Origin of the sequence: Anaeromassilibacillus sp. An250, from assembly GCF_002159845.1 — a bacterium.
Taxonomy (GTDB): Bacteria; Bacillota; Clostridia; order Oscillospirales; family Acutalibacteraceae; genus Anaeromassilibacillus; species Anaeromassilibacillus stercoravium.
Map to the genome: position 1 here is coordinate 1 of NZ_NFJK01000013.1, position 23,320 is coordinate 23,320.

General features: G+C 57.3%; 25 protein-coding genes and 1 pseudogene. 16 read left to right on the forward strand and 10 right to left on the reverse strand.

Annotated elements, in window-relative coordinates:
- Positions 1 to 267: 267 nt before the first annotated feature.
- The 3 genes from proB to B5F54_RS11595 are packed head-to-tail and all read left to right on the forward strand — an operon-like array spanning position 268 to position 3,364.
- Complete coding sequence (proB, locus tag B5F54_RS11585; protein WP_087234357.1) at positions 268 to 1,068, forward strand: glutamate 5-kinase; 801 nt, start codon at positions 268 to 270, stop codon at positions 1,066 to 1,068.
- A 42-nt stretch (positions 1,069 to 1,110) separates the two neighbouring features.
- Positions 1,111 to 2,355 carry a glutamate-5-semialdehyde dehydrogenase gene (locus B5F54_RS11590; RefSeq protein ID WP_087234359.1) on the forward strand — a complete coding sequence of 415 codons (1,245 nt, stop codon included), beginning with the start codon at positions 1,111 to 1,113 and terminating at the stop codon, positions 2,353 to 2,355.
- Positions 2,356 to 2,389: 34 nt separating this feature from the next.
- On the forward strand, positions 2,390 to 3,364 hold the full coding sequence (locus B5F54_RS11595) for a hypothetical protein (protein WP_087234361.1): 975 nt from the start codon (positions 2,390 to 2,392) through the stop codon (positions 3,362 to 3,364).
- Between the two features lie 56 nt (positions 3,365 to 3,420).
- Here the strand turns inward: B5F54_RS11595 and B5F54_RS11600 are convergent, their stop codons facing one another.
- From B5F54_RS11600 to B5F54_RS11610, 3 genes are all read right to left on the reverse strand, one after another.
- Positions 3,421 to 3,942 carry a hypothetical protein gene (locus B5F54_RS11600; RefSeq protein ID WP_087234363.1) on the reverse strand — a complete coding sequence of 174 codons (522 nt, stop codon included), beginning with the start codon at positions 3,940 to 3,942 and terminating at the stop codon, positions 3,421 to 3,423.
- A 244-nt stretch (positions 3,943 to 4,186) separates the two neighbouring features.
- Positions 4,187 to 4,570: a hypothetical protein gene (locus tag B5F54_RS11605; RefSeq protein ID WP_087234364.1), complete on the reverse strand. Its 384-nt coding sequence runs from the start codon at positions 4,568 to 4,570 to the stop codon at positions 4,187 to 4,189.
- A gap of 52 nt (positions 4,571 to 4,622) precedes the next feature.
- Entirely contained in the window at positions 4,623 to 4,802 is a 180-nt protein-coding gene (locus B5F54_RS11610; protein WP_087234366.1) for a hypothetical protein, read from the reverse strand.
- Between the two features lie 145 nt (positions 4,803 to 4,947).
- Between B5F54_RS11610 and B5F54_RS11615 the strand changes: the two genes are divergently transcribed.
- The 3 genes from B5F54_RS11615 to B5F54_RS11625 all read left to right on the forward strand — a co-directional run bounded on the left by B5F54_RS11615 (position 4,948) and on the right by B5F54_RS11625 (position 8,370).
- Positions 4,948 to 5,412: a metallophosphoesterase family protein gene (locus tag B5F54_RS11615; protein WP_087234368.1), complete on the forward strand. Its 465-nt coding sequence runs from the start codon at positions 4,948 to 4,950 to the stop codon at positions 5,410 to 5,412.
- Positions 5,413 to 5,635: 223 nt separating this feature from the next.
- Positions 5,636 to 7,330, forward strand: a complete 1,695-nt coding sequence (locus tag B5F54_RS11620) for a phospho-sugar mutase (RefSeq protein WP_087234370.1) — start codon at positions 5,636 to 5,638, stop codon at positions 7,328 to 7,330.
- A gap of 113 nt (positions 7,331 to 7,443) precedes the next feature.
- Positions 7,444 to 8,370: a DUF7916 family protein gene (locus B5F54_RS11625; RefSeq protein WP_087234372.1), complete on the forward strand. Its 927-nt coding sequence runs from the start codon at positions 7,444 to 7,446 to the stop codon at positions 8,368 to 8,370.
- A gap of 128 nt (positions 8,371 to 8,498) precedes the next feature.
- Here B5F54_RS11625 and B5F54_RS17685 read toward each other — a convergent pair whose 3' ends face one another.
- From B5F54_RS17685 to B5F54_RS11665, 7 genes are all read right to left on the reverse strand, one after another.
- Complete coding sequence (locus B5F54_RS17685) at positions 8,499 to 8,828, reverse strand: DUF2500 family protein (RefSeq protein WP_172749722.1); 330 nt, start codon at positions 8,826 to 8,828, stop codon at positions 8,499 to 8,501.
- A gap of 939 nt (positions 8,829 to 9,767) precedes the next feature.
- Positions 9,768 to 10,220: a hypothetical protein gene (locus tag B5F54_RS11640; RefSeq protein WP_087234378.1), complete on the reverse strand. Its 453-nt coding sequence runs from the start codon at positions 10,218 to 10,220 to the stop codon at positions 9,768 to 9,770.
- 112 nt (positions 10,221 to 10,332) lie between these two features.
- Positions 10,333 to 10,953, reverse strand: a complete 621-nt coding sequence (locus B5F54_RS11645; protein WP_087234379.1) for a hypothetical protein — start codon at positions 10,951 to 10,953, stop codon at positions 10,333 to 10,335.
- A 13-nt stretch (positions 10,954 to 10,966) separates the two neighbouring features.
- Positions 10,967 to 11,362, reverse strand: coding sequence for a matrixin family metalloprotease (locus B5F54_RS11650; RefSeq protein ID WP_087234381.1), 396 nt, complete (start codon positions 11,360 to 11,362; stop codon positions 10,967 to 10,969).
- A gap of 68 nt (positions 11,363 to 11,430) precedes the next feature.
- Positions 11,431 to 12,045 (reverse strand): hypothetical protein, encoded by a 615-nt coding sequence (locus B5F54_RS11655; protein WP_087234383.1) that lies wholly within the window; start codon positions 12,043 to 12,045, stop codon positions 11,431 to 11,433.
- A 71-nt stretch (positions 12,046 to 12,116) separates the two neighbouring features.
- Entirely contained in the window at positions 12,117 to 12,713 is a 597-nt protein-coding gene (locus tag B5F54_RS11660) for a hypothetical protein (protein ID WP_087234385.1), read from the reverse strand.
- Positions 12,714 to 12,726: 13 nt separating this feature from the next.
- A complete protein-coding gene (locus tag B5F54_RS11665) occupies positions 12,727 to 14,286 on the reverse strand; it encodes a CARDB domain-containing protein (RefSeq protein ID WP_087234387.1) in 1,560 nt (519 codons plus the stop codon).
- Between the two features lie 291 nt (positions 14,287 to 14,577).
- On the opposite strand from B5F54_RS11665, the gene B5F54_RS11670 reads away from it, so the two are divergent.
- The 10 genes and pseudogenes from B5F54_RS11670 to B5F54_RS11720 all read left to right on the forward strand — a co-directional run bounded on the left by B5F54_RS11670 (position 14,578) and on the right by B5F54_RS11720 (position 23,065).
- The gene (locus B5F54_RS11670; RefSeq protein ID WP_087234390.1) at positions 14,578 to 15,936 is read left to right on the forward strand and encodes an aminotransferase class I/II-fold pyridoxal phosphate-dependent enzyme; all 1,359 of its coding nucleotides are present in this window, start codon (positions 14,578 to 14,580) and stop codon (positions 15,934 to 15,936) included.
- A 261-nt stretch (positions 15,937 to 16,197) separates the two neighbouring features.
- On the forward strand, positions 16,198 to 16,521 hold the full coding sequence (locus tag B5F54_RS11675; protein ID WP_087234392.1) for a cyclic-di-AMP receptor: 324 nt from the start codon (positions 16,198 to 16,200) through the stop codon (positions 16,519 to 16,521).
- Positions 16,518 to 17,396 (forward strand): DNA polymerase III subunit, encoded by an 879-nt coding sequence (locus B5F54_RS11680; RefSeq protein WP_087234393.1) that lies wholly within the window; start codon positions 16,518 to 16,520, stop codon positions 17,394 to 17,396. Before B5F54_RS11675 ends, B5F54_RS11680 begins: the two co-directional genes overlap by 4 nt.
- A gap of 62 nt (positions 17,397 to 17,458) precedes the next feature.
- A pseudogene (locus B5F54_RS18295) lies at positions 17,459 to 18,307 on the forward strand (PSP1 domain-containing protein); the annotation flags it as partial.
- A gap of 762 nt (positions 18,308 to 19,069) precedes the next feature.
- Positions 19,070 to 19,240 (forward strand): DUF362 domain-containing protein, encoded by a 171-nt coding sequence (locus B5F54_RS11695; RefSeq protein ID WP_054324474.1) that lies wholly within the window; start codon positions 19,070 to 19,072, stop codon positions 19,238 to 19,240.
- 148 nt (positions 19,241 to 19,388) lie between these two features.
- Positions 19,389 to 20,147 carry a tRNA1(Val) (adenine(37)-N6)-methyltransferase gene (locus B5F54_RS11700; RefSeq protein WP_087234518.1) on the forward strand — a complete coding sequence of 253 codons (759 nt, stop codon included), beginning with the start codon at positions 19,389 to 19,391 and terminating at the stop codon, positions 20,145 to 20,147.
- Positions 20,144 to 20,989, forward strand: a complete 846-nt coding sequence (gene rsmI / locus B5F54_RS11705) for a 16S rRNA (cytidine(1402)-2'-O)-methyltransferase (protein ID WP_087234397.1) — start codon at positions 20,144 to 20,146, stop codon at positions 20,987 to 20,989. The genes B5F54_RS11700 and rsmI overlap by 4 nt, the downstream gene beginning before the upstream one ends.
- On the forward strand, positions 20,982 to 21,428 hold the full coding sequence (locus B5F54_RS11710) for a GNAT family N-acetyltransferase (protein WP_087234399.1): 447 nt from the start codon (positions 20,982 to 20,984) through the stop codon (positions 21,426 to 21,428). Before rsmI ends, B5F54_RS11710 begins: the two co-directional genes overlap by 8 nt.
- A 418-nt stretch (positions 21,429 to 21,846) precedes the next feature.
- Positions 21,847 to 22,386, forward strand: a complete 540-nt coding sequence (gene rbr, locus B5F54_RS11715) for a rubrerythrin (protein ID WP_087234401.1) — start codon at positions 21,847 to 21,849, stop codon at positions 22,384 to 22,386.
- Positions 22,387 to 22,738: 352 nt separating this feature from the next.
- Entirely contained in the window at positions 22,739 to 23,065 is a 327-nt protein-coding gene (locus B5F54_RS11720) for a helix-turn-helix domain-containing protein (protein ID WP_087234403.1), read from the forward strand.
- The last annotated feature ends 255 nt before the right edge of the window (positions 23,066 to 23,320 follow it).

Here is a 23,320-nt window from a genome sequence, read left to right on the forward strand (position 1 = left end):
CTATGAAGGCTCTGTCCTTCTACTTTTTTATTTGCTTTTACTTGCTCTTCTGTCCAACATGTATTGTAGCTCTACACGCGAATGCATTCCGTGTCGAAATCCGGCTTTATTCTGTGCGCCAGACATGCTATAATGGGTGTAAATGGCTTTCGCTGGCAACGCAGGTTCCCTACCAAAGGGAGGGCCCCCTTGGCAGCTGGACCTATGCGCGGCGGGCGTATGCCATCCAAGAACATGGAAAACTTGAGGGAAAAGAGGATATACAATATGTCGGCAATCACACAGGCAAAGCGGGTTGTGGTCAAGGTGGGCACCTCCACCTTGACCTATGAAAACGGCAAGATCAATTTGCGGCGGATGGAATCCCTGTGCAAGGTGCTCAGCGATCTGCAAAATTCCGGCCGGGAGATCATTCTGGTGACCTCCGGCGCGATCGGCGTGGGCGTGGGCAAATTGGGGCTGACAGAACGGCCGCAGGAGACGGAGAAAAAGCAGGCGCTTGCAGCCGTTGGGCAGTGTGAGCTGATGTTCATGTACGACAAATTCTTTGGCGAGTACAATTGCACGGTGGCGCAGGTGTTGTTGACCGGGGACGTCGTGTCCAGCCCGCACAGCAAGCAGAACGTCATCAACACGTTCCAGGAGCTGATCGCGATGAACATCATCCCGGTGGTCAATGAGAACGATACCGTCGCCGTGGACGAGCTGGTCGGGATGCAGATCGGCGACAACGATACGCTCTCCGCGATTGTGGCCAAATTGACCGACGCGGACCTGCTGGTCATCCTGACCGACATCGACGGCCTGTACGATGCAAACCCCCGCGCGGATTCCAACGCAAAGCGCATCCCGTTTGTGCGCGAGGTCACGCCGGAGGTCATCGCGCTGGCGGGCGGCACCGGCTCCAACCGCGGCACGGGCGGCATGCGGACCAAGGTCAGCGCGGCGGCGATTGCCAACGAAGCGGGCATCTGCTGCTGCGTGATGAGCGGTGCGAATCCCAAAAACCTGTACCATCTTTTCGATGGCGAGCAGATTGGGACAGTTTTCGGCACTGGAAAGCAGTAAAATAAAATCGGGCACCGTCCCGGGAATAAAGAGGTGGATTTCATGACGATTTTGGAGCAAATGGGACAGAAGGCAAAGGAGGCGGCGCGTGCGCTGGCGGTGGCCGGGGCCAAAAAGGACGCGGCCCTTCTGAAGATGGCGGACGCCATTGAAGCGCACGAGGCGGAGATCCTGGCCGCAAACGAAATGGACCTGCAAGCGGCGCGGGAGAGCGGGATGCGCAAAAGCATGTTGGACCGGTTGGCGCTGACCTCCGCCCGCATTGCCGGGATGGCGCAGGGGGTGCGCGAGGTGGCGGCGCAGGAGGACCCGATCGGGCAGGTGGTGAGCGGGTTTGTCCGTCCGAATGGCCTGCAGATCCAGCGCGTGCGCGTGCCGCTCGGCGTGATCGGCATCATCTACGAGGCGCGCCCCAACGTGACGGCGGACGCGGCGGCGCTCTGCTTGAAGGCGGGCAACGCCGTCATTTTGCGCGGCGGGAAGGAGGCCATCCATTCGAACACGGCAGTGGCCGAGGCGATGCGCCAGGCGGTGGAAGAAGCCGGGCTGCCCGCGGACTGCATCCAGCTGGTGCAGGACACCACGCGCGCATCCTCCATCGAAATGATGGGCCTGACCGATTACCTGGACGTGCTCATCCCGCGCGGCGGCGCAGGGCTGATCCGCTCCGTGGTGGAGAATTCCCATGTCCCCGTGATCCAGACCGGCGTGGGGAATTGCCACGTCTATGTGGACGCCTCCGCGGACATCGATATGGCGGCCAACATCGTCTTTAACGCCAAGACCTCCCGCCCGTCGGTCTGCAACGCGATGGAGACGCTTTTGGTTCATCAGGACATTGCCGGGCAGGCGCTGCCCGCGATCAAAGCGCGCCTGGACGAGAAGCAGGTGGAGCTGCGCGGCTGTGAACGGACGCGCGCGATCCTGGGGGACTGCGTGGTGCCAGCCGAAGAAGAGGACTGGGGCCGCGAATACCTCGACTACATCCTGGCGGTCAAAGTGGTGGATTCCTTTGAGGACGCACTCGCGCACATTGCGGCGTATTCGTCCGGGCACAGCGAGGCCATCATCACGAACGACTATGCGAATGCGCGCGCGTTTACGGAGCGGGTGGATGCAGCGGCGGTCTATGTCAACGCCTCCACGCGCTTTACCGACGGCGGCGAATTCGGCTGCGGCGCGGAGATCGGCATCTCCACCCAGAAGCTGCACGCCCGCGGGCCCATGGGCGTGCGCGAGCTGACCTCCACGAAGTTCATCATCATGGGGGACGGGCAAATCCGATAAGTATAGAATATAGATAATCATACGGAGAGGATACATGAATAACCAACTCGAAAATCGAAAGAACCGGGCGCGCAAGCACCCAAAGGCGGAAACTGCCCAGGAGAAGAACACGGAGCAGGAAAAAGCGCCCGCCGCGGGAAAGCGGCGCAAGGAGAAGATCGCGGACTTTACCGCGGACTACCGCGATGCGTTTGCCGAGCGGCCGACCGTTTCCTCGACCGAGGACGATGCGACGGAGATCGACGATTTTTATCCGGATGCAGACGAGGACGACGCGCTGTTGACCAAGTGGGCGCTGGAGGAAGAAGAGGCGGAGATCCCCTCCCTGCCGGAGCGCCCTGCCCGCAAAAAGGGGCGCAGGCGCTATGGCGTGGTGGTGGGCTCCCTGGTGCTCCTGCTGGCGCTGGTGGGCGTCGTGTTTATCGCCGGCACCATCGGCAACCGGATCTACACCACGGTGACGGACGATTCCCAGCTGCGCGCGTACGATACCTTCCTCACGCCGGTGGTCATGCAGGACCCGGCCCCATTTGAATCCATCGAAGAGGCAAACGAGGACTTTATCCTGAACGCTTCCCTTTGGAAGACGATCACGGCCAACAACGGGACAAACTACACGGAATACGACGAGGCCGGGCGCGCGCTGGTGCCTCTGGGGGACGTGGTGGACGCCTGCCGCGCGCTCTTTGGGCCGGACTGCCAATTGCAGCCCAAGACCCCGGCGGAGGAGACGTTCTTTGAATACGACTCCGTGCAGAATGAATTCCATGTGGCGCTGTACAGCTCGGACAGCAGCTATACCCCCTATACGGAGAGCGAGCGGAGGAGCGGCGGCAAGGTGTACCTGCGCGTGGGATACGTGTCCCCGAGCGACGAATGGCGCAACCAGACCAGCAGCACGTTGGAGGGGCCCACGCCGACCAAATACATGGAGTATGAGCTGACGCAGGACCCATCCACCCAGGAGTATTATATTTCTGCCATCCGGTCTTTGGAGGAAGAGCAATAAGAAAAGAACCACGGGCAACCATTACCCGTGGTTCTTGATGGTTTTCGCGATACATGTTACAGCGCGATATACAGCAGGGCGAACAGCAGGCCGGGATCGGACTTTTCCTCGCTGAGGATCAGGATCAGCGCGAGGAGCAATGTCCGGTCGCTGTCCCGGAAGAGCATCTGGAAGATGTCCGTCACGGGATTGGCGGGCCGCACAGCTGCTGGCGGGGCGGAAACTGCCGGCTGTGCCTTGGGCGGCTGCGCCTGCCGCTGGTTGGAGGCCGCGGCTTCCCGGCCGGAGGGGGATGCCCCCGGGGAAGCGTGTGCGGACTGCTGCGGGTGCTGGGAACAGTCCGCGTGCGCGGCTGTGTTTTGCGGCGCATGCTGCCCTTGTGCGCCGGGCATTTCCCGCCGTTCGGCGGGGGCATTGCGCGCGGATGGGGCAGTTTGCCGCTGCTGCGCGTGTGTATCGCTGCGGCGGGATTCCGGCTGCCCGCCGGACTGGTATTGCATGGCGCGCGCCTGCATCTCGCGAACGCGGCGGATGGCATCCTGCTGCATCCGGTTCATTTCGCTGTCGCTGACCGCCATCTCACCACCTCCAATGGACGCGGCGCCGTTTCACAGGCAGCGCAAGAAGCGCCCTGTGGGGACGGCCCGCAAGAATCGAGCGCATAAAAAGGGGATTGGCCGCCCGATGGCTCCCTCGCCGGTTGCCCCTTCGGGATGCACGCTTGGCAAACGCTGGACAGACCGACGGGAAACGGGCGCCGCGTGGGGCGTCCCATTTCCGTCCGGCGGCTAAGCGGCCGGGGAAGGCGGGGGCCCGCCGGGGCTAAAGGATGCCTTGGCTGCGCAGGAGGGGGAGCATCCGCATGAGCTGCAAGATTTTTGACGCCTGGTCCAGCTTGGTCTGGCGCTCGTTGCTGAGCATGGGCCGCAGCGCATGCAGGAAGCGGGTGCTGTCGTCCTCCTGGTTTAGGCTGGAGAGCAGCGGGGCGAGTTTCATGACGGTTTGGAGCATATCGCCGTCCAGCCCCAGGCCGGAGAGGGGGTTCCCCTGTGCGGATGCCTGTGGGACGCTGGGCGGCGGGGCAGGCGGAGCGCTTTCTGGCTGCGCTTCCGGCGTCTCTCCCTGCGGCGCACCGAACTGGCTGAGAAGGCTCGCTATGGCTGGATTTTGCAGCAGTTCGCTGATTTTTCCGGTTAAGTCGTCCATCGCGTTCCCTCCTTTCTGGATGTGCCGTGCGGCTTGCGCGGGGACCGGGGGTTCAACCCTTGCCGGTCAGTTTTTTCAAAAGCTCCTGTGCCTGCGGCGTGCTCAGCACGCGGCTGGTGGCTTCCTGATCGTTTAGGATCTGGTTCAGCTTTGCTGTGTCAGCAGGGCTGAGGCTTTTCAATAGGTTGTTGAGCATCTTTGCCTGCTCTGCATTCGGCGGATTGACTGCCATCGTTCGACCACTCCTTTTTTGATGACAAGCGGATATTGCTTGATGGGTCATCAATAATATATGTCGGTATAAGATAGTATATGATACAAATCGGAATGCGGTTCGGCCTGTCCGGGCCCGCCATAAGGGAAGGGAAAGAATTTACATGCGAATTTTAGTAGTATCGGACACCCACAGGGACCAGTATGCGCTGGAACAAGCGGTGCTCCGCCAGCCGAAGGCCGAGGTGGTCATCCATCTGGGCGACGGCGCGGATGAAGCAGAAATGGTCAAAGCAAAATTTCCCGAGAAAACCTTTTTGCAGGTGCGCGGCAACTGCGATTGGGGGTGCGACCTGCCGGTCGATGCGGAGATCACCCTGGAAGGGAAGAAAATTTTTTATACACACGGATATACACATAATGTAAAATACGGATTGTATAATGTGTGCTGCGCGGCCAGGGAGAAAAAGGCCGACATTGTCCTGTTTGGCCATACGCACCAGGCGCTGGCGGAATACGACGATGGATTGTATCTCCTCAATCCGGGGAGCTTACACGGCAGCATGGGGACGTATGGGATCATCGACATCACCAAGGCGGGGATTGTGACGAATATCATCCGCCTTTGAGCGGCGCGATGCTTGAAAAAAGAGGCCGCCGGAGGGGTGTTTTCCCATGCTTGCAGGCACGGGCGGGGCGCGGTTTTGGAGGCCGCCCGCGCAGAGAGAATTCCACGCTGCAAGCCGGTTGACAGCGGGAAAAACACATGGTACTCTATACATGGATACCAATAAATTCCCGCTGGAGCGGGAATCCTAGATAGAGCTTTACAAATTGAAAGGGGATTAAATGATGAGTGAATACGAGAGATGGCTGGCCCAGAAGTTGGATGACCCCGATTTGACGGCGGAGCTTGAGGCAATCCGCGACCAGCCGGAAGAGATCAACGACCGGTTCTATTGCAACCTGGATTTCGGTACAGCGGGCCTGCGCGGCGTGATCGGCGCGGGCACCAACCGCATGAACGTCTATATTGTGCGCAAGGCCACCCAGGGCCTTGCGGATTATTTGAACGCCCATGTGCGCAACGCGAATGTGGCGATCGCCTACGACAGCCGCATCAAGTCCGATGTATTTGCGAAAGAGACGGCGGCAGTTTTGGCGGCAAACGGCATCCACGCGCACATCTATCCGTGGCTTTCCCCGGTGCCGACCCTCTCCTTTGCAACGCGCTATTTGAAGTGCGATGCGGGCGTCTGCGTGACGGCGAGCCACAACCCCGCGAAATACAACGGCTATAAGGTCTACGGCAGCGACGGCTGCCAGATCACCAGCGAGATGGCGAAGGAGGTCTCCGACGCAATCGCCAAGACGGACGTCTTCGAAGGCGTGAAGCGCATGAGCTTTGAAGACGGCGTAAAGGAAGGCCGCATCAGCTATATTAAGGATGAAGTCATCAACGCCTTCTTGCAGGAGGTGCTGAACCAGAGCGTGATCCCGGAGCCCTGCAAGGGCCTGAAGGTGGTCTATACGCCGCTGAACGGTTCTGGCCGCGTCTGTGTGACGCGCATCCTCGACATGATCGGCGTGGACGATGTGACCGTCGTCCCGGAGCAGGAGATGCCGGACGGCCACTTCACAACCTGCCCGTTCCCGAACCCGGAGGTCAAAGAGGCGTTGCAGAAGGGCCTGGAGCTCTCCCAGAAGGTGCAGGCTGACCTGCTGGTCGCGACCGACCCGGACTGCGACCGCTGCGGCATCGCCGTCAATCAGAACGGCGAATATGTATTGATGAGCGGCAATGAAGTCGGCGTTCTGCTGCTCGACTTCATCGCACAGGCGCGCATCAAAAACGGCAAGATGCCCAAGGACCCGGTGGCGGTCACCACCATCGTCAGCACCGACATGGCGGACGCCGTGGCCAAGGAATACGGCATCGAGATGCGCCGCGTGCTGACGGGCTTTAAATACATCGGCGACCAGATCGCTTCCCTGGAAGCGGCCGGCCACCCGGAGCGCTACATCTTTGGCTTTGAGGAGAGCTATGGCTACCTCTCCGGCGGCTATGTGCGCGACAAGGACGCGGTGGACGCGAGCATGCTGATTTGCCAGATGGCGTACTACTACAAGCAGCAGGGCAAGACCCTGGTCGATGCGATGAACGAACTCTATGCAAAGCATGGCTATTACAAGAACGGCCTGTTGAACTTTGCCTTTGAGGGCGAGGACGGCATGAAGACCATGAACCGCATCATGGACACCCTGCGCGCCAATGCGCCGGCGGAAATCGCGGGCTATCAGGTCTCCGGCTGGTCCGATTACGAGGCGAGCAAGCGCTATGACGGCGGCGCGGAGAGCGAAATCTCCCTGCCGAAGTCCAATGTGCTGGAATACCGGCTGGAGAACGGCAGCAAGGTGATTGTCCGTCCGTCCGGCACGGAGCCGAAGATCAAGATTTACCTCTCCGCCAAGGGTGACGGCCAGGCGGCCTCGGAGGAGATCGTCGGGAAGCTGGAAGCGGCGATCAAGCCGTTGCTCGGCATCTGATGCAAATAGCCGGTTAACAGCGGCCCCTTTGGGGAATGCTGAAAAGAGCGATAGACAAAAATGGGGGCGGATGGGAACCATCCGCCCTTCCTGTTTTCAAGGAGGAATATGCCATGTTAAAACGACTGTTGGACTGCAATACCACGGATCTGGAATCCATGAACAAAGACCAAATCCTGAAATCCATCGCCATGAGCGAGGGACGCATATTGGCATGTGAGACGATCGGCGCGGTGCAGCCCATGCTGGGCAACATCACAAATGCGGAGTTCGTCTGCGCCATGGGTGCGGACGTGGTCATCCTGAACATGTTCGATGTGATCGAGCCCCAAATTTGGGGCCTGCCGAAGGTGGAGCCGAAGGACACCATCCGGGAGATCAAGCGCCTGACCGGGCGCCTGATTGCGGTGAACCTCGAGCCCGCCGAGCAATCCTTCTCCGCGGGTTCGGATGAGGACATCTGGAGCCTGACAAACGGCCGCAGGGCGAGCCTGCAAAACGCCAAGACTGCCGTCTCCATGGGCGCAGACATGATTGTCTTGACGGGCAACCCGGGCATCGGCGTCCAGAACAAAGCGATCACGGATTCGCTCAAGGCGATTGCGCCGGAGCTGGGCGACAAGGTGATCTTGGTGGCGGGCAAGATGCACGCATCGGGCATCCTGTCCGAGGCGGGGCGCGGGATCATCACCCGCGAGGACATTTCCGAATTTGCCGACGCGGGCGCTGATGTGATCCTCCTGCCCGCGCCGGGGACGGTGCCGGGCGTGACGATGGAGTATATCCGCGAGCTGGTCAGCTATGCGCATTCCCTGGGCCTGTTGACCCTCACCGCGGTGGGGACGTCCCAGGAGGGCGCGGACCAGCAGACCATCCGGCAGATCGCCCTCATGTGTAAGATGACCGGCACCGATATGCACCATCTGGGCGACGCGGGCTATATCGGCATGGCGCTGCCGGAGAACATTATGGCCTATTCGTCCGCGATCAAGGGCATCCGCCACACCTACCGCCGCATGGCGCGCTCCATCAACCGGTAACGCCTATCCCCGGCGGCGGAGCCGGAAGAGTGTTTTAGAGCAAAAAAGAAGAAAACCGTTTCCCGCAGGGCCCGCTCCGGCAGATGGAATCCCGGGAGGCATCCCGCGGCGGGTCAAGAGGGCCGCCGCTATGCCGCGCGCGTGAATCCGACCACCCGGCCGTCCCGGTAGGAGAGGGTGCCGTGGTCGCCCACCTGTAAATCCGTATAGAGCGCTTGCCCGGCAAACAGGGAACGGGTCTCCCCGCCGATGGAAAACAGGATGATATAGTCCGTTTTCGCATCCGAGGCGCGCGCTGTGTTGGTGCGGCCGGAGGGGGAAACGTTTTTTCCGATCACCACGGCCTGTGCGCGTTTGAGGTTCCGGCGGTTGTTATGCACAACCGTCACAAACGAGAGGACGCTGAAAAGGGCGACGGTTCCCCATAAAATGCAAACAAAGATTCCGAATGGATTCATGGCTTCCCCTCCCGAGGACGTCTGGCGTTTTTGCCGCGCGTGGCGGCCGTCTGATAGCGATGGAGTTTGCAGGAAAAGGCGGGACAGGTTCCGCAGCGGAATGGCAGCGGGACAATCCCTGCCGGCCGACGGTTGTACGAAACGAAAATAGGCATCGCTGTTTTTTGCCCAAAATTTTCTTTTGCTCATTAACAACGAAGAATTTTGACAAAAAGGGACACATGTGATAAATTCTCACGTCGAAATGTCCATCGTCTCCTATTCCCATTTATATTGAAAAAAGGGCCGCTCCATGTCTAGGCACACAGTGCCTTTCGCGGACACACAGTGCCTTTCGCGGACACACAGTGTCTTTCGCGCCTACGGCGAGGACTACGCGGGCAGGCGGCTGGAAATTTTGCTTTCTTGCCCGGACACGCAGTGTCTTTCGCGCCTACGGCGGGGACTACACGGGCAGGCGGCTGGAAATTTTGCTTTCTTGCCCGGACACGCAGTGTCTTTCGCGCCTACGGCGAGGACTACATGGGCAGGCGGGCAATTTTGAAAGGAAGGAGCTGTCCGTCATATGGGCGGATAGGCCGCTTTTCAGTGATTGCATGGAAGCGCGATCGCCTTTCTCTGTTAGGCCGCGCAATGGTTCGAAAGGAACAGCGCTCCCGGGCGGAAAGACCGTCCGAGAGCGCTGTCCAGATGTGCTTATGTGCGATACAATTCTTGTAGCCTGCGTTTGGATTGCGGGGCGGGAGTTTCAAAGGGCCGTCGGAAAGGCGGACGGCCTTTGCGAGAAAGCCGCAGCTTTTCCTCATGAATCATTTAAAATGGGGATGGCCTATTTTTACTGATTCCAGGAATAATAATAGATGGCATTGTCCTGCAAATCGACCATGCCCACGACGATGTTTTGAAACAAGGGGATATCTTGGTCAAAATGCGCATGGTTCAGCCGGCTCCAGGCTGTTTATGCCACGAGGAAAGAATGCAGTAGAATCCCTGCCGGTTCCCACTCTCACGGAAGAGGTCCCTCGCCAGTTCTTTGCCGGGGAGCGAACCAATGGCCTGCACTCGTTGCCGCAAGGAGTGCGCAACGTCCTCTGGCAGCGGGAGGGGCGACCAGCGCGCCATAGCGCCCTGGGAGAGGAAAGCGTCCCGTTCGCTGGGCGGGAGCGAAAAAGCATAAAGCCGGTATCCGTCGCCCATAGCGCCATAGGTATCTTCTTCGAACAGGACCTCCGTGTGCTCCGGCAAGGCCAGGCCAAAGCTGTCCGAGAAGAAGGAGTAGGGGTTCTCTTCCGGCCGGGTTGTTAGGAAGATGGCTGTTGCTGCAACGATCAACAGAACGAACCCCAAAAGAATTTTAGGATGCGAAAAGCATCCGGTTTTGTTGGGCTCCATAGGTGTAACTCCATCATGATTTTTGCCTTTGCAGATCGAATCATAGCGCCCCTAAAAAAAGAAAGCTTCTTATGAGTTCCTTTCCCAGTTATTCGAAAGAATGACTTTTCCTTTAAGCATCATAACGCTCCAGTGCGGACTGATACCATGCGGCATACTGCTCTTCACCCTGGGCACTCAGATGTTCAGGGAGGACGAGTTCGCCGTCTTCAGGGACAGCAAAGCTGGCGCACCAGGGATGCGTTTCAGAAAATGCCCCGCTCCATGGCCGGCCAACGTCCGCTGCGTGATTTCCTGGACAAATGAAAAGAATGTATTCCCGCCCTTGTATAATGGGCTGGTGTCCAAAATAGGAGACAACGGACGGGTTTCCATGAAGATCCTCTTGGATAAAGTAGCCTTCTATAAAGGGGATGGTGTCCCCCGCTTTTAAGTCCCCTTTGAAGGACTCCGTGATGGTGAGGGTGGAGTGCGTAAATCCCGTTGTCGATCCGTACTCCGGATCATCCTCAATGGGCAGGTAATTTTTCGCATCCGATAGAACGCCTTTTACAATATAGGGAGACCGCTCTACAAGGCTCGCAAAGGTTTCTGGTTCGTTTACGATAAAACCTTCGATCGAATGAAACGGCAAGCTTTGGATATCCATCTCCTCAGCATGTACGCTGGGAATCATCACCATTGCTGTCAGTAGGACGGCCATACACAGGGAGATAAAGAGCTTTTTCATCATGTTGATTCCCCTCCTATTCATAGATCGCCTGAAGAGACTCGACGTCGTGGTCGAGGATAACGTAGGCGGCTAGATTTGTGTTATCCTGCATAACAGCGGGCTCCGAACAGGACGGATGCTTTAAACCCAACGCATGGCCGAATTCGTGGATGACCGTCTGTGCTTGGACGGCGGAGCTGAAGTCCAAAAGGCCCACAGAATTTAAGGTGACTTTTGCGCTGGCGATTTCGTCGCCCCAGTCCCCGATATAGCCGTCGGTTTGTCCACTGCCGTTGCTTTCCGAGAAGAAGGAGTAGGGGGTCTCTTCCGGCCGGGTTGTTAGGAAGATGGCTGTTGCCGCAACGATCAACAGAATGAACCCCAAAAGAATTTTAGGATGTGCAAAACATCCGGTTTTGTTGGAATTCATAGATGTAACTCCATCGTGATTTTTGCCTTTGCAGATCGAATCATAGCGCCCCTAAAAAAGAAAGCTTCTTATGTGTTATATTTCTTCAACACTGCTGGATAAAATTCCCTGTAAAGTTCGCTGTTAGGGACGAAGCGGCTGGGGATGGACGCGTCTGCGGAACCCTCTTCTCCGGAAGGGACGGCATATTGGGAAAGGCCGAAGTAGGAGGTGGAATATGTCCCACTCCAAGGTTTGTTTTCGTCATAGAAGACGTTTGACGGACCGATGAAGAGAATATATTCGTGCCCCGGCAGAATCGGCCGGTGGCCAAAATAACAGTGTAACCGGCGTTCTCCGCTAGAAAGGGTATCAATATAATACGTTTCTATAAATGGCACCGTGTCCCCGGCCTTTAAGTCTCCTTTAAAGGAATCTGTAATCGTGAGGGTGGATAAGGTAAAGCCGGTGGTGTCGTCCGTCGGAAGATAGTTTTCCGAATCCTCGGAGCGGACCGCCTTCACAATACAGGAGCTTCCGTCTTCCAATTCTTTAAAGGTCTCTGGTCCTGGGGTCATAAACCCATCAATTGTGCAAATAGGAAGATTCTCCAAATTCCTTTCCTCAGCATGTACGCTTGGAAGCACAATCGTTGCCGTCAGTAGGATGGCCAGACACAGGGAGATAAAGAGCTTTTTCATCATGTTGATTCCCCTCCTATTCATAGATCGCCTGAAGAGACTCGACGTCGTGGCCTCCCTGAAAAGAAAGCTTCTTATGTGTTATACTTCTTCAACACTGCCGGATAAAGTTTTCTGTAGATTTCATTATCAGGGATGAAGAGGTCATCGATTTCATCGTCTGAAGGGATTATATAATGTGAAATGCCAGGGAATGCGGTGCAATATGTTCCAGTCCAAGGCTTATTTTCCATTAAGGAAACCTCTGGAAGTCCAATGAAGAGAATGTATTCCCGTCCCGGAAGGAGAGGGGCGTGTCCAAAATAGCATACCAGCTGTGGCTCTCCCATTTTGTTTTTCCGAATACAATAGCATTCTGCAAACGGGATCGTGTCTCCCTCTTTTAAGTCGCCTTTAAAGGATTTGGTAATCGTGAGCGTGGAACGGGTAAATCCATTGGCTTCATCACTTGGCGGGAAGTTTTCCGAATCCTCGGAGCGGATTGCCTTCACAATACAGGAACTTCCGTCTTCCAATCCCTCTAATGTTTCTGGCATTGCGACCATAAACCCATCAATTTTACAAATAGGCAAATCTTCGAGGGGCCTTTCTTCAGCATGTACGCTGGGAATTACAACCATTGCCGCTAACAGGATGGCCATACACAAAGTGGTAAAGAACTTTTTCATCATGTTGCTTTCCCTCCTATTCATAGATCGCCTGAAGAGACTCGACGTCGTGGTCGAGGATAACGTAGGCGGCTAGATTTGTGTTATCCTGCATAACAGCGGGCTCCGAACAGGACGGATGCTTTAAACCCAACGCATGGCCGAATTCGTGGATGACCGTCTGTGCTTGGACGGCGGAGCTGAAGTCCAAAAGGCCCACAGAATTTAAGGTGACTTTTGCGCTGGCGATTTCGTCGCCCCAGTCCCCGATATAGCCGTCTGTTTGTCCACTGCCGTTGCTCTCAAGTAGTTTCCCGTCTTCATCATAGGCTTCTGCATATCCGAGTATGGTTTTACCACCTTGGCCGCCCACAATGACACTAGTTGTTAATACAATATCCATCCCCAGGTCCTCGTCTGTGTCCGATACCTCGATGTCCCCAAAGGATACGCCGTCCGCAACATCGTTCCATGATTCAATCCGGGCGACAATCCCGTCCATGCTGAGACGGAAATCTTCTTTGTCAACCAGGTTTTTTACTTTGTCGAGGATTTGCACAGAGATGCCGTCTGCGTTTTTCCACTTTCCGCCAAAGCTATTGGAAAAGGAGAGCACCTGGAATGTTCTTGACAGCTCGTTGTCGTCCGGATCAATGTCGGCGCTCGTATGCTGCGGGTCTACGGACATACCAAGAGAAGCTTGTCCGGAATTTTGAAATTTTGCTTTCACAGAGAAGTTTAAAACCTTTCTTGCGGGAATGCTGACCCGCGCGGTTGCGCCAAGGTCTTTTCCATTTAAAAGGAACCGGACGGGAATATCCACCGCATCCAAGTTTCCCAGGTTTGCGACGCTCACTTCATATTCGTGGTTGACTCTGGGTTCCACGCTGCTGGGCCCGTTAATGGCATAGGCCCTTACGGAAACGGCGTCCGCCCATTGAAAATCTTTGGAGACCGTGTTGTTTGCGGTGTTGGTCTCTGTCACACCGCTGGGCAGCCAGGCATCTACCAACAACGTGTGCGTACCGCCAATGCGGTTCTTAAAGTTTAATTTCAGAGTGGCAGTTGTATTTGGCGCCAATGTGACCTGGACGGTTTTGGTGGTCAGGTTTTGCGCATCTAAGTAAACCGCATAGGAAAAGCTGGAGATTGTCGTGGAGCCGAGATTTTGAATCGTGACCGAAATCGGTATATCCACCATGTTGGGAAATGGTTCTGTATGATTGGTGGCGCGAGGATTGGAAATGGCCAGGTCAGTTCCTGTTGCCCTTTGCGAAAGAAGGGTAGCTGTCTCCGGAACGGTTTCTTCCAACACTTCAATCCCGATTTCTTCGATTTCCGGAAGAGGTTCTTCGAGATCTTCAGGAAGCTCTTCTTCCGTCATGGTGGATGCAAGAATCTGGATCTCGTTGGCCTGGCCATCTGAAAAGGTGAGGCCCGTATCTGTTTCATCACGGGAGTCAATTGTTTTTTCAGAGGTGGTTTCCAAGGGTTCTTGGATAGATTCGTGTTCTGCGCCGGCCTGTCCTGTGAAACAGCCAATGCAGGCGATACACAAAATACAAGCCAAGATCCTTTTCTTTACCTGTGTTTTCATAAATATTTCCTTTCCTTAATTTTGAATTGGTTACATTATAAACTTGAATGATACATTGGAATCCACTCCTGCAATAAATTTATTACTGCTTTGAAAATATAAAATAGCTATAGAAACCCGTTGTAGTAGAATAAATATTAAAAATGCGTTCTAATACTTAATAACGATTCTATCATTCTAAAGTGGACAACTTTTTAAAATGATTAAGGAATAATGATAGAGAAAATATATTGTATAATTTGTCAAATATACATAAAATTCTTAACAATGCGCAGAGAAAGGACCCATCCCATGTCTGAAACACCTCTTTACACGGCCCTAATGGAGCACCGCGCCCTGCACCGCGCGGCCTTCCATACGCCCGGCCACAAAAACAACCCCGCAGCCCTTCCGGACGACCTCTTATCCCTCGATTTTACCGAGCTGCCGGACACCGACAGCCTCTTTGAAGCCGAAGGCCCCATCCTGCGCGCGGAGCAGGCCGCCGCGCAGCTCTTTGGCACAAAGCGGACGTTGTTCTCCGCGGGCGGGTGCTCGCTGTGTATCCAGGCGATGCTGCGCCTGGCCGCGCCGAACGGGGGGAAGATCCTGTGCGGCCGCGTGGTACACCGCTCCGCGGTGAATGCCATGGCGCTGTTGGGCTTGGAACCCGTCTGGGCGCTTCCGGAGGACCTCGTGGACGCGGTGGCACTGCACCCCGATGTGCGGGCGGCCTATGTGACCAGCCCGAATTATTACGGGGAGTTGGCGGACATCCCCGCGCTTGCCGCGGCGTGCCGGGAGCAGGGAATCCCCCTGCTCGTGGACAATGCCCACGGCGCGCACCTCTTCTTCACGGAGCCCGTCCTGCATCCGATTGCGCTGGGGGCCTCCATGACCGCCTGTTCTGCGCACAAGACGCTCAATGTCATGACCGGCGGCGCATGGTTGAACATCGCGGACGAGCGGTTTGTCCGGGACGCCAAGGGCGCGATGGCGCTGTTTGGTTCCACGAGCCCGTCCTACCCGGTCATGGCCTCGCTAGATTGGTGCCGGGCCTGGCTGGAGGACAACGGGCGGCTGGAATTTTCCCGCCTACAGGCGCGTGTGCGCGAGCTGAAGAAACTGGCGGAGCGCGTGGGGCTGCACGTCCCCGGCATGGGCTGGTGGGAGGACCCGCGCCGGTGGGACCCGACGCGCATCACCTTGGACGTCACCCCGGCGGAGCTGACCGGGCAGGCGGCGGCGGAGCTGCTGCGGTACGCCGGGTGTGAACCGGAATATGCGGACAGCCAATTTGTCGTGCTGATTGCGACGCCGTTTAACACGGAGCGCGACTTTGAGCGCTTGGAAAAGGGCATTCGCCTGTTGGCGGACCGCGAAGCGCGCGCGGCGGTCCCGCTGCCCCGGAGCCTTGGAAACCGCCACACGCCCCATACGGATGGCATGCCCCCCTTGCCGCCCGCACGGATCCCGCTGCGGGACGCCGTGCTCGCCCCCGCTGAGGCGGTCCCGTTGGAAAAATGCGTTGGGCGGATCGCGGCGGACCCCGCGTGCCCCTGCCCGCCCGGCGTACCGGTTGTGATGCCGGGGGAGGAAATTACAAAAGACGCAGTGGACTTTTTGCGCGCCTATGGCTTTTCCTCGCTAAAAGTGTTAAAATACAAATAATGTTTCTTCCACAGGTTCTGAAAGGGAATCCATTCCTAGCCGCTTTGCTGGCGCTGCTCCTGGGCAGATGCCCGCAGGGGGAAGGGGCCTTTCGCGGAGACGGGAAGAGACGGTCCTGTGGGTTTCGCAGGGGCGAGTGCCGCGCTGTTTGTCAAATGGATGCGGCTGGCGCGCCCGTGTATCGAACCAAGTGAATATGGTGCAAACATTGTCATACATAAATGGCCGCCTTTTGCGGCCGACCGAACGGAGGGAGTTTCGATGAAGCTGGTACTTGCAATCGTGAGCAAAGATGATAGCAGCATGGTTTCTTCTGCGCTGACGCAGGAGGGATTCCCCGTCACCAAATTGGCGACTACGGGCGGTTTCCTGATGGCCGGCAATACGACGTTTATCTCCGGCGTGGAGGACGGCCAGGTCGATCAGGTCATCGACATCATCCGCAAACAGAGCAGCCGCCGCACCCAGATTGTCCCCAGCGCATCCACCATGGACGGAGGTATGTATACATCCGTGCCGATCGAGGTCACCGTGGGCGGTGCGACGATCTTTGTGCTGGATGTGGACCGTTTCGAAAAAGTATGAATTTCGAAGGGATTCGCTGTAGCGAGACGGTCAAGCAGAGCCTTTCCCTCGCGTTTCAAGAAGCCCGCCTGCCGCATGCGATCCTCTTAGAAGGCCCGGCAGGTTCGGGGAAATCCGAACTGGCGCGGTGGATTGCAAAGGCGGCGGTCTGCACGGGCGCGGGGGAGCGGCCCTGCGGCCATTGCCCGGGCTGTATCAAGGCGGCGGCAGGCGCGCACCCGGACATCACCATCGTGGGCGGCGGCACGGCGGCGCGCTCCTTCCATGTGGATACCATCCGGCAGATCCGGGCGGATGCCTACATCAAGCCGAATGAAGCGCCGCTGCGCGTCTTTTTATTGGAGGGCGCGGAGACGATGTCCGAACAGGCGCAGAATGCGCTTTTGAAGGTGTTTGAAGAGCCGCCGGACCGGGTGCTGTTTCTCCTGACCGTGACTTCGGCGGTGAAACTGCTTCCGACGGTCCGCTCGCGGGCGCAGCTCTTCACCCTGGAAGGGGAAGAGCAGGCGGACCCCGCCGATCTGGAGCTTGCTGCGGCCATCTGCCAGGCAATTCCAGCCCCGGGGGAAGCCAAGCTTTTGGAGCTGACCGCACCACTTATCAAGGACAAGGAGCGGTTCCGCCGGATCTTAAAGCAGCTGGTCCTGCTGTTCCGGGACGCGTGCGTCCTGCGGGCGGGCGGGGCGTCCTGCCTGTCGCACCAGCCGGAGGCGGCCGGGGAACTGGCGCACACCTTGACGCGGGATCAATTGATGCGCCTTTTGGAATACGCGCAAAGCGCGCAGAAAGCACAGGACCAAAATGCCAACGCTGCGTTGTTGGTAACGACCTTTTGCGCCCGGATGCGGGCCGCGTCCCACGGGCGGCATGCATAAAAGTTGCACGATCGAATTCGGAAAAGAAAGCCATCGGTTTTGCGGTGGTTGGGAGGTAATCTATGGCCGAGGTAATTGGCGTTCGATTTAAAAATATGGGCAAGGTGTATTACTTTGACCCGGAAGAATATGAGCTGAAAATCGGGGACAACGTGATTGTGGAAACCGCGCGCGGCGTGGAATGCGGCGAGGTTGCCATGGAGCGCAAGGAAATCGCGGAGGAGGACATCGTCCAGCCGCTGAAAAAGCTCATCCGCATCGCAACCCCGGACGACTTGAAAAAGGTCGCGGAAAATGCGATCAAAGAGAAGACCGCGTTCGATATCTGCGTGAAAAAGATCGCGGCGCATAAATTGGAAATGAAGCTGGTGAACGTGGAATACACGTTTGACAACAGCAAGATCTTGTTTTACTTCACAGCGGACGGCCGTGTGGACTTCCGCGAGCTGGTCAAGGACCTGGCGTCCGTGTTCCGCACGCGCATTGAGCTGCGGCAGATCGGCGTGCGTGACGAGGCAAAGATGCTGGGCGGCCTGGGCATCTGCGGCAGGCCGTTCTGCTGCTCGTCGTTCCTGAGCGGGTTCCAGCCGGTCTCCATCAAGATGGCAAAGGAACAGGGGCTATCCCTGAACCCCGTCAAAATTTCCGGCACCTGCGGGCGGCTGATGTGCTGCCTGAAGTATGAGCAGGAGGCGTATGCCGACCTGCTGCGCCGCACCCCGGCGGTCAATTCCATTGTGATGACCCCGGCGGGCAAGGGCGTGGTGGTGGATCAGAACATCATCACCGGAAATTTGCAGGTGCGCCTGGATTCTGCGCCGGAGGCCGCGCCGCAGACCTTCCATGTGAAGCAGGTGAAGCTGCTGCGCGGGAAGGGCGCTGCGGAAAAGAAGGAGACGGACGCGGAGCAGGAGGAAACCGAGGAAGCGCTTGCGCTGGGAGCGGTCCTCGACCCGGTGGAAGAAAAGCCGGAGAAGCCGGAGCGCAAGGAGCGCCCGGTGGAGAAGCGGCCTCAGCGGGAGGCAAATTCGGGCGAGCGCCGTGAACAGCCGCCGAAGGAGCGCGAGAAGCGCCCGCCGCAGCAGGGCGGCAAGGGGTCGGAACGCCGGGAGCGTCCCCCGAAGCGGGAAGGACGCCCGCCGCGCGGCCAAGGCGAACACGCAAAGCAGGCCGGGGAGGGACGGCCCCCGCGCCAGGAGCGCAGCGGGAATGAACGGCCCGGCGGGGCGCCCAGAGGCGCAGGCCGGGCGGAACGCGCCCCCCGCAACAACCAGCAGCGGGAACACCGGGCGGCCGAGAGCCCGAAGGCCCCAGCAGCGGAGCATGCTCCAAGTGCGCAGGCCGGTGCGGTGCAACCGCCGGAAACATCCGAATAAAACGATGGGCGGCTTTGCTGTATGCATTTGCAAAGCCGTCCTGATTTTTATAGGTTTGGAGCGGATGGGGAACGTCTATTTTGTGGCGTTTCAGGCGCAAAACGTGCCCGCCGGACGGGGCGGAAACGCAATCCGCCGTTTTTCCCAAGGCCCGGTGCTTCCGGGACGGGATTCGCCGGAAAATAGCAGCACCCCTCTGCTGATCCAATGAAAATTTTCCCAGACATCCAAGAAACTGTTGCTTTTTTGGTATTCTGTGATAAAATAAGCTTGTAAAACTTAATGGAGGTGTTACCTTTGGCATACGCAATTAGTGATGAATGCATTTCCTGCGGCGCATGTGCAGCAGGCTGCCCTGTTAACGCAATCTCCGAGGGAGACGGCAAGTTCGTGATCGATCCCGACACCTGCACCGAGTGCGGCGCATGTGCAGAAGTTTGCCCGGTTGGCGCTCCTGCTCAGGCATAATTCATTCGTCGGAAAGCTGAAAGGCGAAGCGTCTGTGCGCTTCGCCTTTTTTGCGTCTGTCCAGAAGGGGGGCCTGCTGCTGTGTAAAGAGGCGCGCAGCGGGAACACATCCTCGGAAATCGCCGTATTTGGAAAGGAGGGCCTTCCCTTGGCCACCACATATCCCCGTTGGGAACCCCTCTCCCCGCAGGTCTCTGTATTGGTCTCCTCGACGCACCGCTTTAACACCGATACGGTCCTGCTCGCATGGTTTTCCGCGCCGCGGAAAGGGGAGATCTGTGCGGACTTTGGCACCGGCTGTGGAACGATCCCCCTGCTCTGGTGCGCAAAAGCCCAGGCCGGCGAGGGCGCGATGCCGGGAAAGGTCTACGCGGTGGAGCTACAGGCCGACGCCTGTGCCTTGGCGCTGCGCTCTGTGGAGAGAAACCAACTAGAAAATACAATTTGTATTATAAATAACGATATAAACAATTTGCAATATTTACATCCCCCGCGCGGGCTCGACCTGGTGGCCTGCAACCCTCCCTATAAGCCGGAGGGGACGGGCATCAAAAATCCGCAGGAGGGCCTTTCCATTGCGCGGCATGAGGGGGCCTGCACCTTTGCAGAGATCGCGGCGGCCGCGGCGCGTCAGCTCCGCTGGGGCGGGCGGTTCTGCTGCTGCCTGCGCCCGGAGCGGCTTGCCGGCGCAATGGAGGCGCTCCGGCGCGCCGGTTTGGAGCCGAAACGGTTGCGCTTTGTCCAGCAGCGGCCGGACAAGGCCCCCTTTTTGTTCCTTTTGCAGGCGGCGCGCGGGGGGAACCCCGGGCTGCGTGTGGAGCCGGTCCTCTTTGTGGAGGATGGGAAAGGCCACTTTTCCCAGGAGATGTTGCAGATTTATGGTTCGTATAAGGAGGGGCATGTATGACGGGAACACTCTATGTGGTCGGCACGCCGATCGGCAACCTTTCGGATTTTTCCCCCCGCGCGGTGGAGACGCTGGAAGCCGTGGACTTCATCGCGGCGGAGGACACGCGCGTCACCCTGAAGCTGCTGAACCACTTCGGCGTCAAAAAGCCGTTGGTCAGCTACTTTGAGCACAACAAGCGCGACCATGGGGAGAAGATCTTGGCGCGCCTGGAGGCGGGGGAAAACTGCGCGCTGGTGTCGGACGCAGGGATGCCCGCCATCTCCGACCCCGGCGAACTGCTGGTGGCGCAGTGTGCGGAGCGCGGGATCCCGGTGCTGGTGGTGCCCGGGCCCAGCGCGGTGGTTTCCGCGCTGGCAATCTCCGGCCTTCCGACCGGGCGCTTTACCTTTGAGGGCTTTTTGAGCGTCAATAAAAAGAGCCGCCGGGACCATCTGGACGAGGTCAAGGACGAACGCCGCACCATGGTCTTTTACGAGGCGCCGCACAAGCTCTACGCCACCCTGCGCGACATGTTGGACGCCTGGGGGGACCGCCGCATCGCAATCGTGCGGGAGTTGACGAAGATTCACGAGGAGGTTATCCGAACGACCCTGTCCGAGGCGGTGCAGCGCAGCAAGGACGACCCGTTTAAAGGGGAGATTGTGCTGGTGATCGAGGGGGCAACCGCACCGGCAGCCGAAGCCTATACCTTGGAGGAGGCGGTCGCCCTTGCAAAGGAAAAGCTGGAGCAGGGCCTGGCGCCGTCCGAGGCGGCAAAGCAGGCCGCGGCGGAGAGCGGCCTGGCCAAGCGCGACATTTACCGCGCAATTTTACACGACGGAGGCGGCGCGGATGACTGAGATTGTCAAAGTGGAGGAGTCCCATAAGGCGGACTATATGGCGCTGTTCCTGCTGGCCGACCCCAGCGAGAAGATGGTGGCCAAGTATCTCGGCCGCGGCGACGTGTATGTGCTCTTTGCGGACGGCGCCCCTGCCTGTGTTGCCGTAGTGACGGACTACGGCCCCGGCACGTGCGAGCTGAAAAATTTGGCGACGGATGAAGCGCTGCAAAACCGCGGCTATGCGGGGCAAATGTTGCGGTATCTGTTTGCCGTCTGCGCGGACCGCTATGAAGCGATGTATGTCGGCACGTCGGTGCAGATGATCCCCTTTTATGAGCGGTTCGGGTTTGTCCCTTCGCACCGGGTGGAGAACTTCTTCGTGGATTTTTATCCGGAACCGATCTTCGAGAACGGCGTGCAATGTGTGGATATGGAGTATTTAAAGCGGAGGCTCTAAGGGAAGGGCACAGAAGTTCAATGGTCCGTTTGAAATGCGCGGCCGCAGACCCCTTCCTATGGGAGCTATTTACCAGCTTCAATGGGCGCTTTCCCTATGGAATAACGGAGGAACAAGGGCCGTATATTGCAGGGGGATTGCTTTGGGGATGAAGGATGCCGTGCATTTGTAGCGGGGGTAAAGAGGTGCTTCGTTTTTCCCTTTATAATCGATTTTTGTCATATTGACAGGCGTTGCTTAAAAAAATTGGATAATTTTACAGAAAATAACTGATTTCTTCATTGATTCCATCGGAATATCCATGTATAATAGTTGGTAAGAGATGGCAAACTATCTATGTCCCGAAGGCAGTTGCAATCAGGCCCGCGCGCGAGACGGGGCTGAAATATATTGGGTACTTAGACAGGAGGAAAAAGCAATGGAATTAAAAGGAAGCAGAACCGAAGCAAATTTGATGGCGGCATTTGCGGGGGAATCCCAGGCCCGCAATAAGTACACCTTCTATGCGTCCAAGGCCAGGAAAGAGGGCTACGAGCAGATCGCAGCTATTTTTGAGGAGACGGCGCGCAACGAGAAGGAGCACGCGGAATTGTGGTTCAAAGCCCTGCACGACGGCGGGATCGGCACAACCCTGGAGAACCTGGAAGACGCCGCGGCCGGCGAGAACTACGAATGGACCGAGATGTATAAGAATTTCGCGGACATTGCGGAGGAAGAGGGCTTCACCGCCCTGGCTGCACAGATGCGTTTGGTTGCGGGCATCGAGAAGGCCCACGAGGAGCGCTACCGCAAGCTGGCACAGAACATCAAAGAGGATATTGTCTTTAAGGCCGGCGAGGAGACCATATGGGTCTGCCGCAATTGTGGCTATATCCACATTGGCAAGTCCGCCCCGGCGGTATGCCCGGCTTGTAAACATCCGCAGGCCTATTTCGAGCGCCGCGCGGTCAACTATTGATGGATTGAATAAAGAAGGAAGCCGCCCCATGTCGTCACATGGGGCGGCTTTTGTAATCGGAAAAATCGTGTTTCGTATGGCGCCAGACGCATGAGGGGATAACCTGCGGAGGAAACGCCGTGGAGCGCAATGGTAGGGAGAAATCCAGAAGGCGCGCGGGGGCTTCCCCCATGGGACAGGGCCAGCGCCTCTTGGACGCGGTCCAGACGGCCATGAACCGCCATTTCCCTCTATCATCATTAAAAAGGTATCAATTGGCATGAGTGTCAATTTATAGCAGCGGATCTTTGCGTATTTTGCAAATTATAATTGACATAGATATACTACAATTACATCGAGGGTGTGATGTGTAGTGTATGATTTTGGTCTAAGGCTGAAACAGCTACGGGAAAAGCACAATTTGTCGCAATCGCAGGTGGCCAAAAGACTGGGAATCACCAGAGCTGCAATTTCCAGTTACGAAAACAACATTTCTCTCCCTTCTGTCAATGTGCTCGCAGAGCTGGCCTTGCTGTACCGGGTCTCTACCGACTACCTGCTTGGGTTGGACAACCGTACGGCTATCGTTTTAGAGGATCTTACGCCGCGCCAAAGCGCTGTGATACAAGAAGTGATGGATACGCTTGTCACAGAATTCAAACTCTCCAATCGGGAACGATCGATTAAAAGACAAACGTAGATCGATATCCCTACGAGCCCATCGCAACCACGCGGACCACAGATCCATTGAATAAAACACAGAATCCGACTGGAACATTTGGAGGCACATCCCGTAAGACAGGTAGGCACCAAATGTTTTCCTCACCAGTCGGATTCATTCCTATGCTTTTACCGGCGAGAAAGCCCCGCGCGGAAGGGCCTCGGGCGGGCGCTTATCCCCTGGGTTCATTCCAAGGCTTTCAGCGTCTACGGATAAAAGCACAATTTAGTTTAT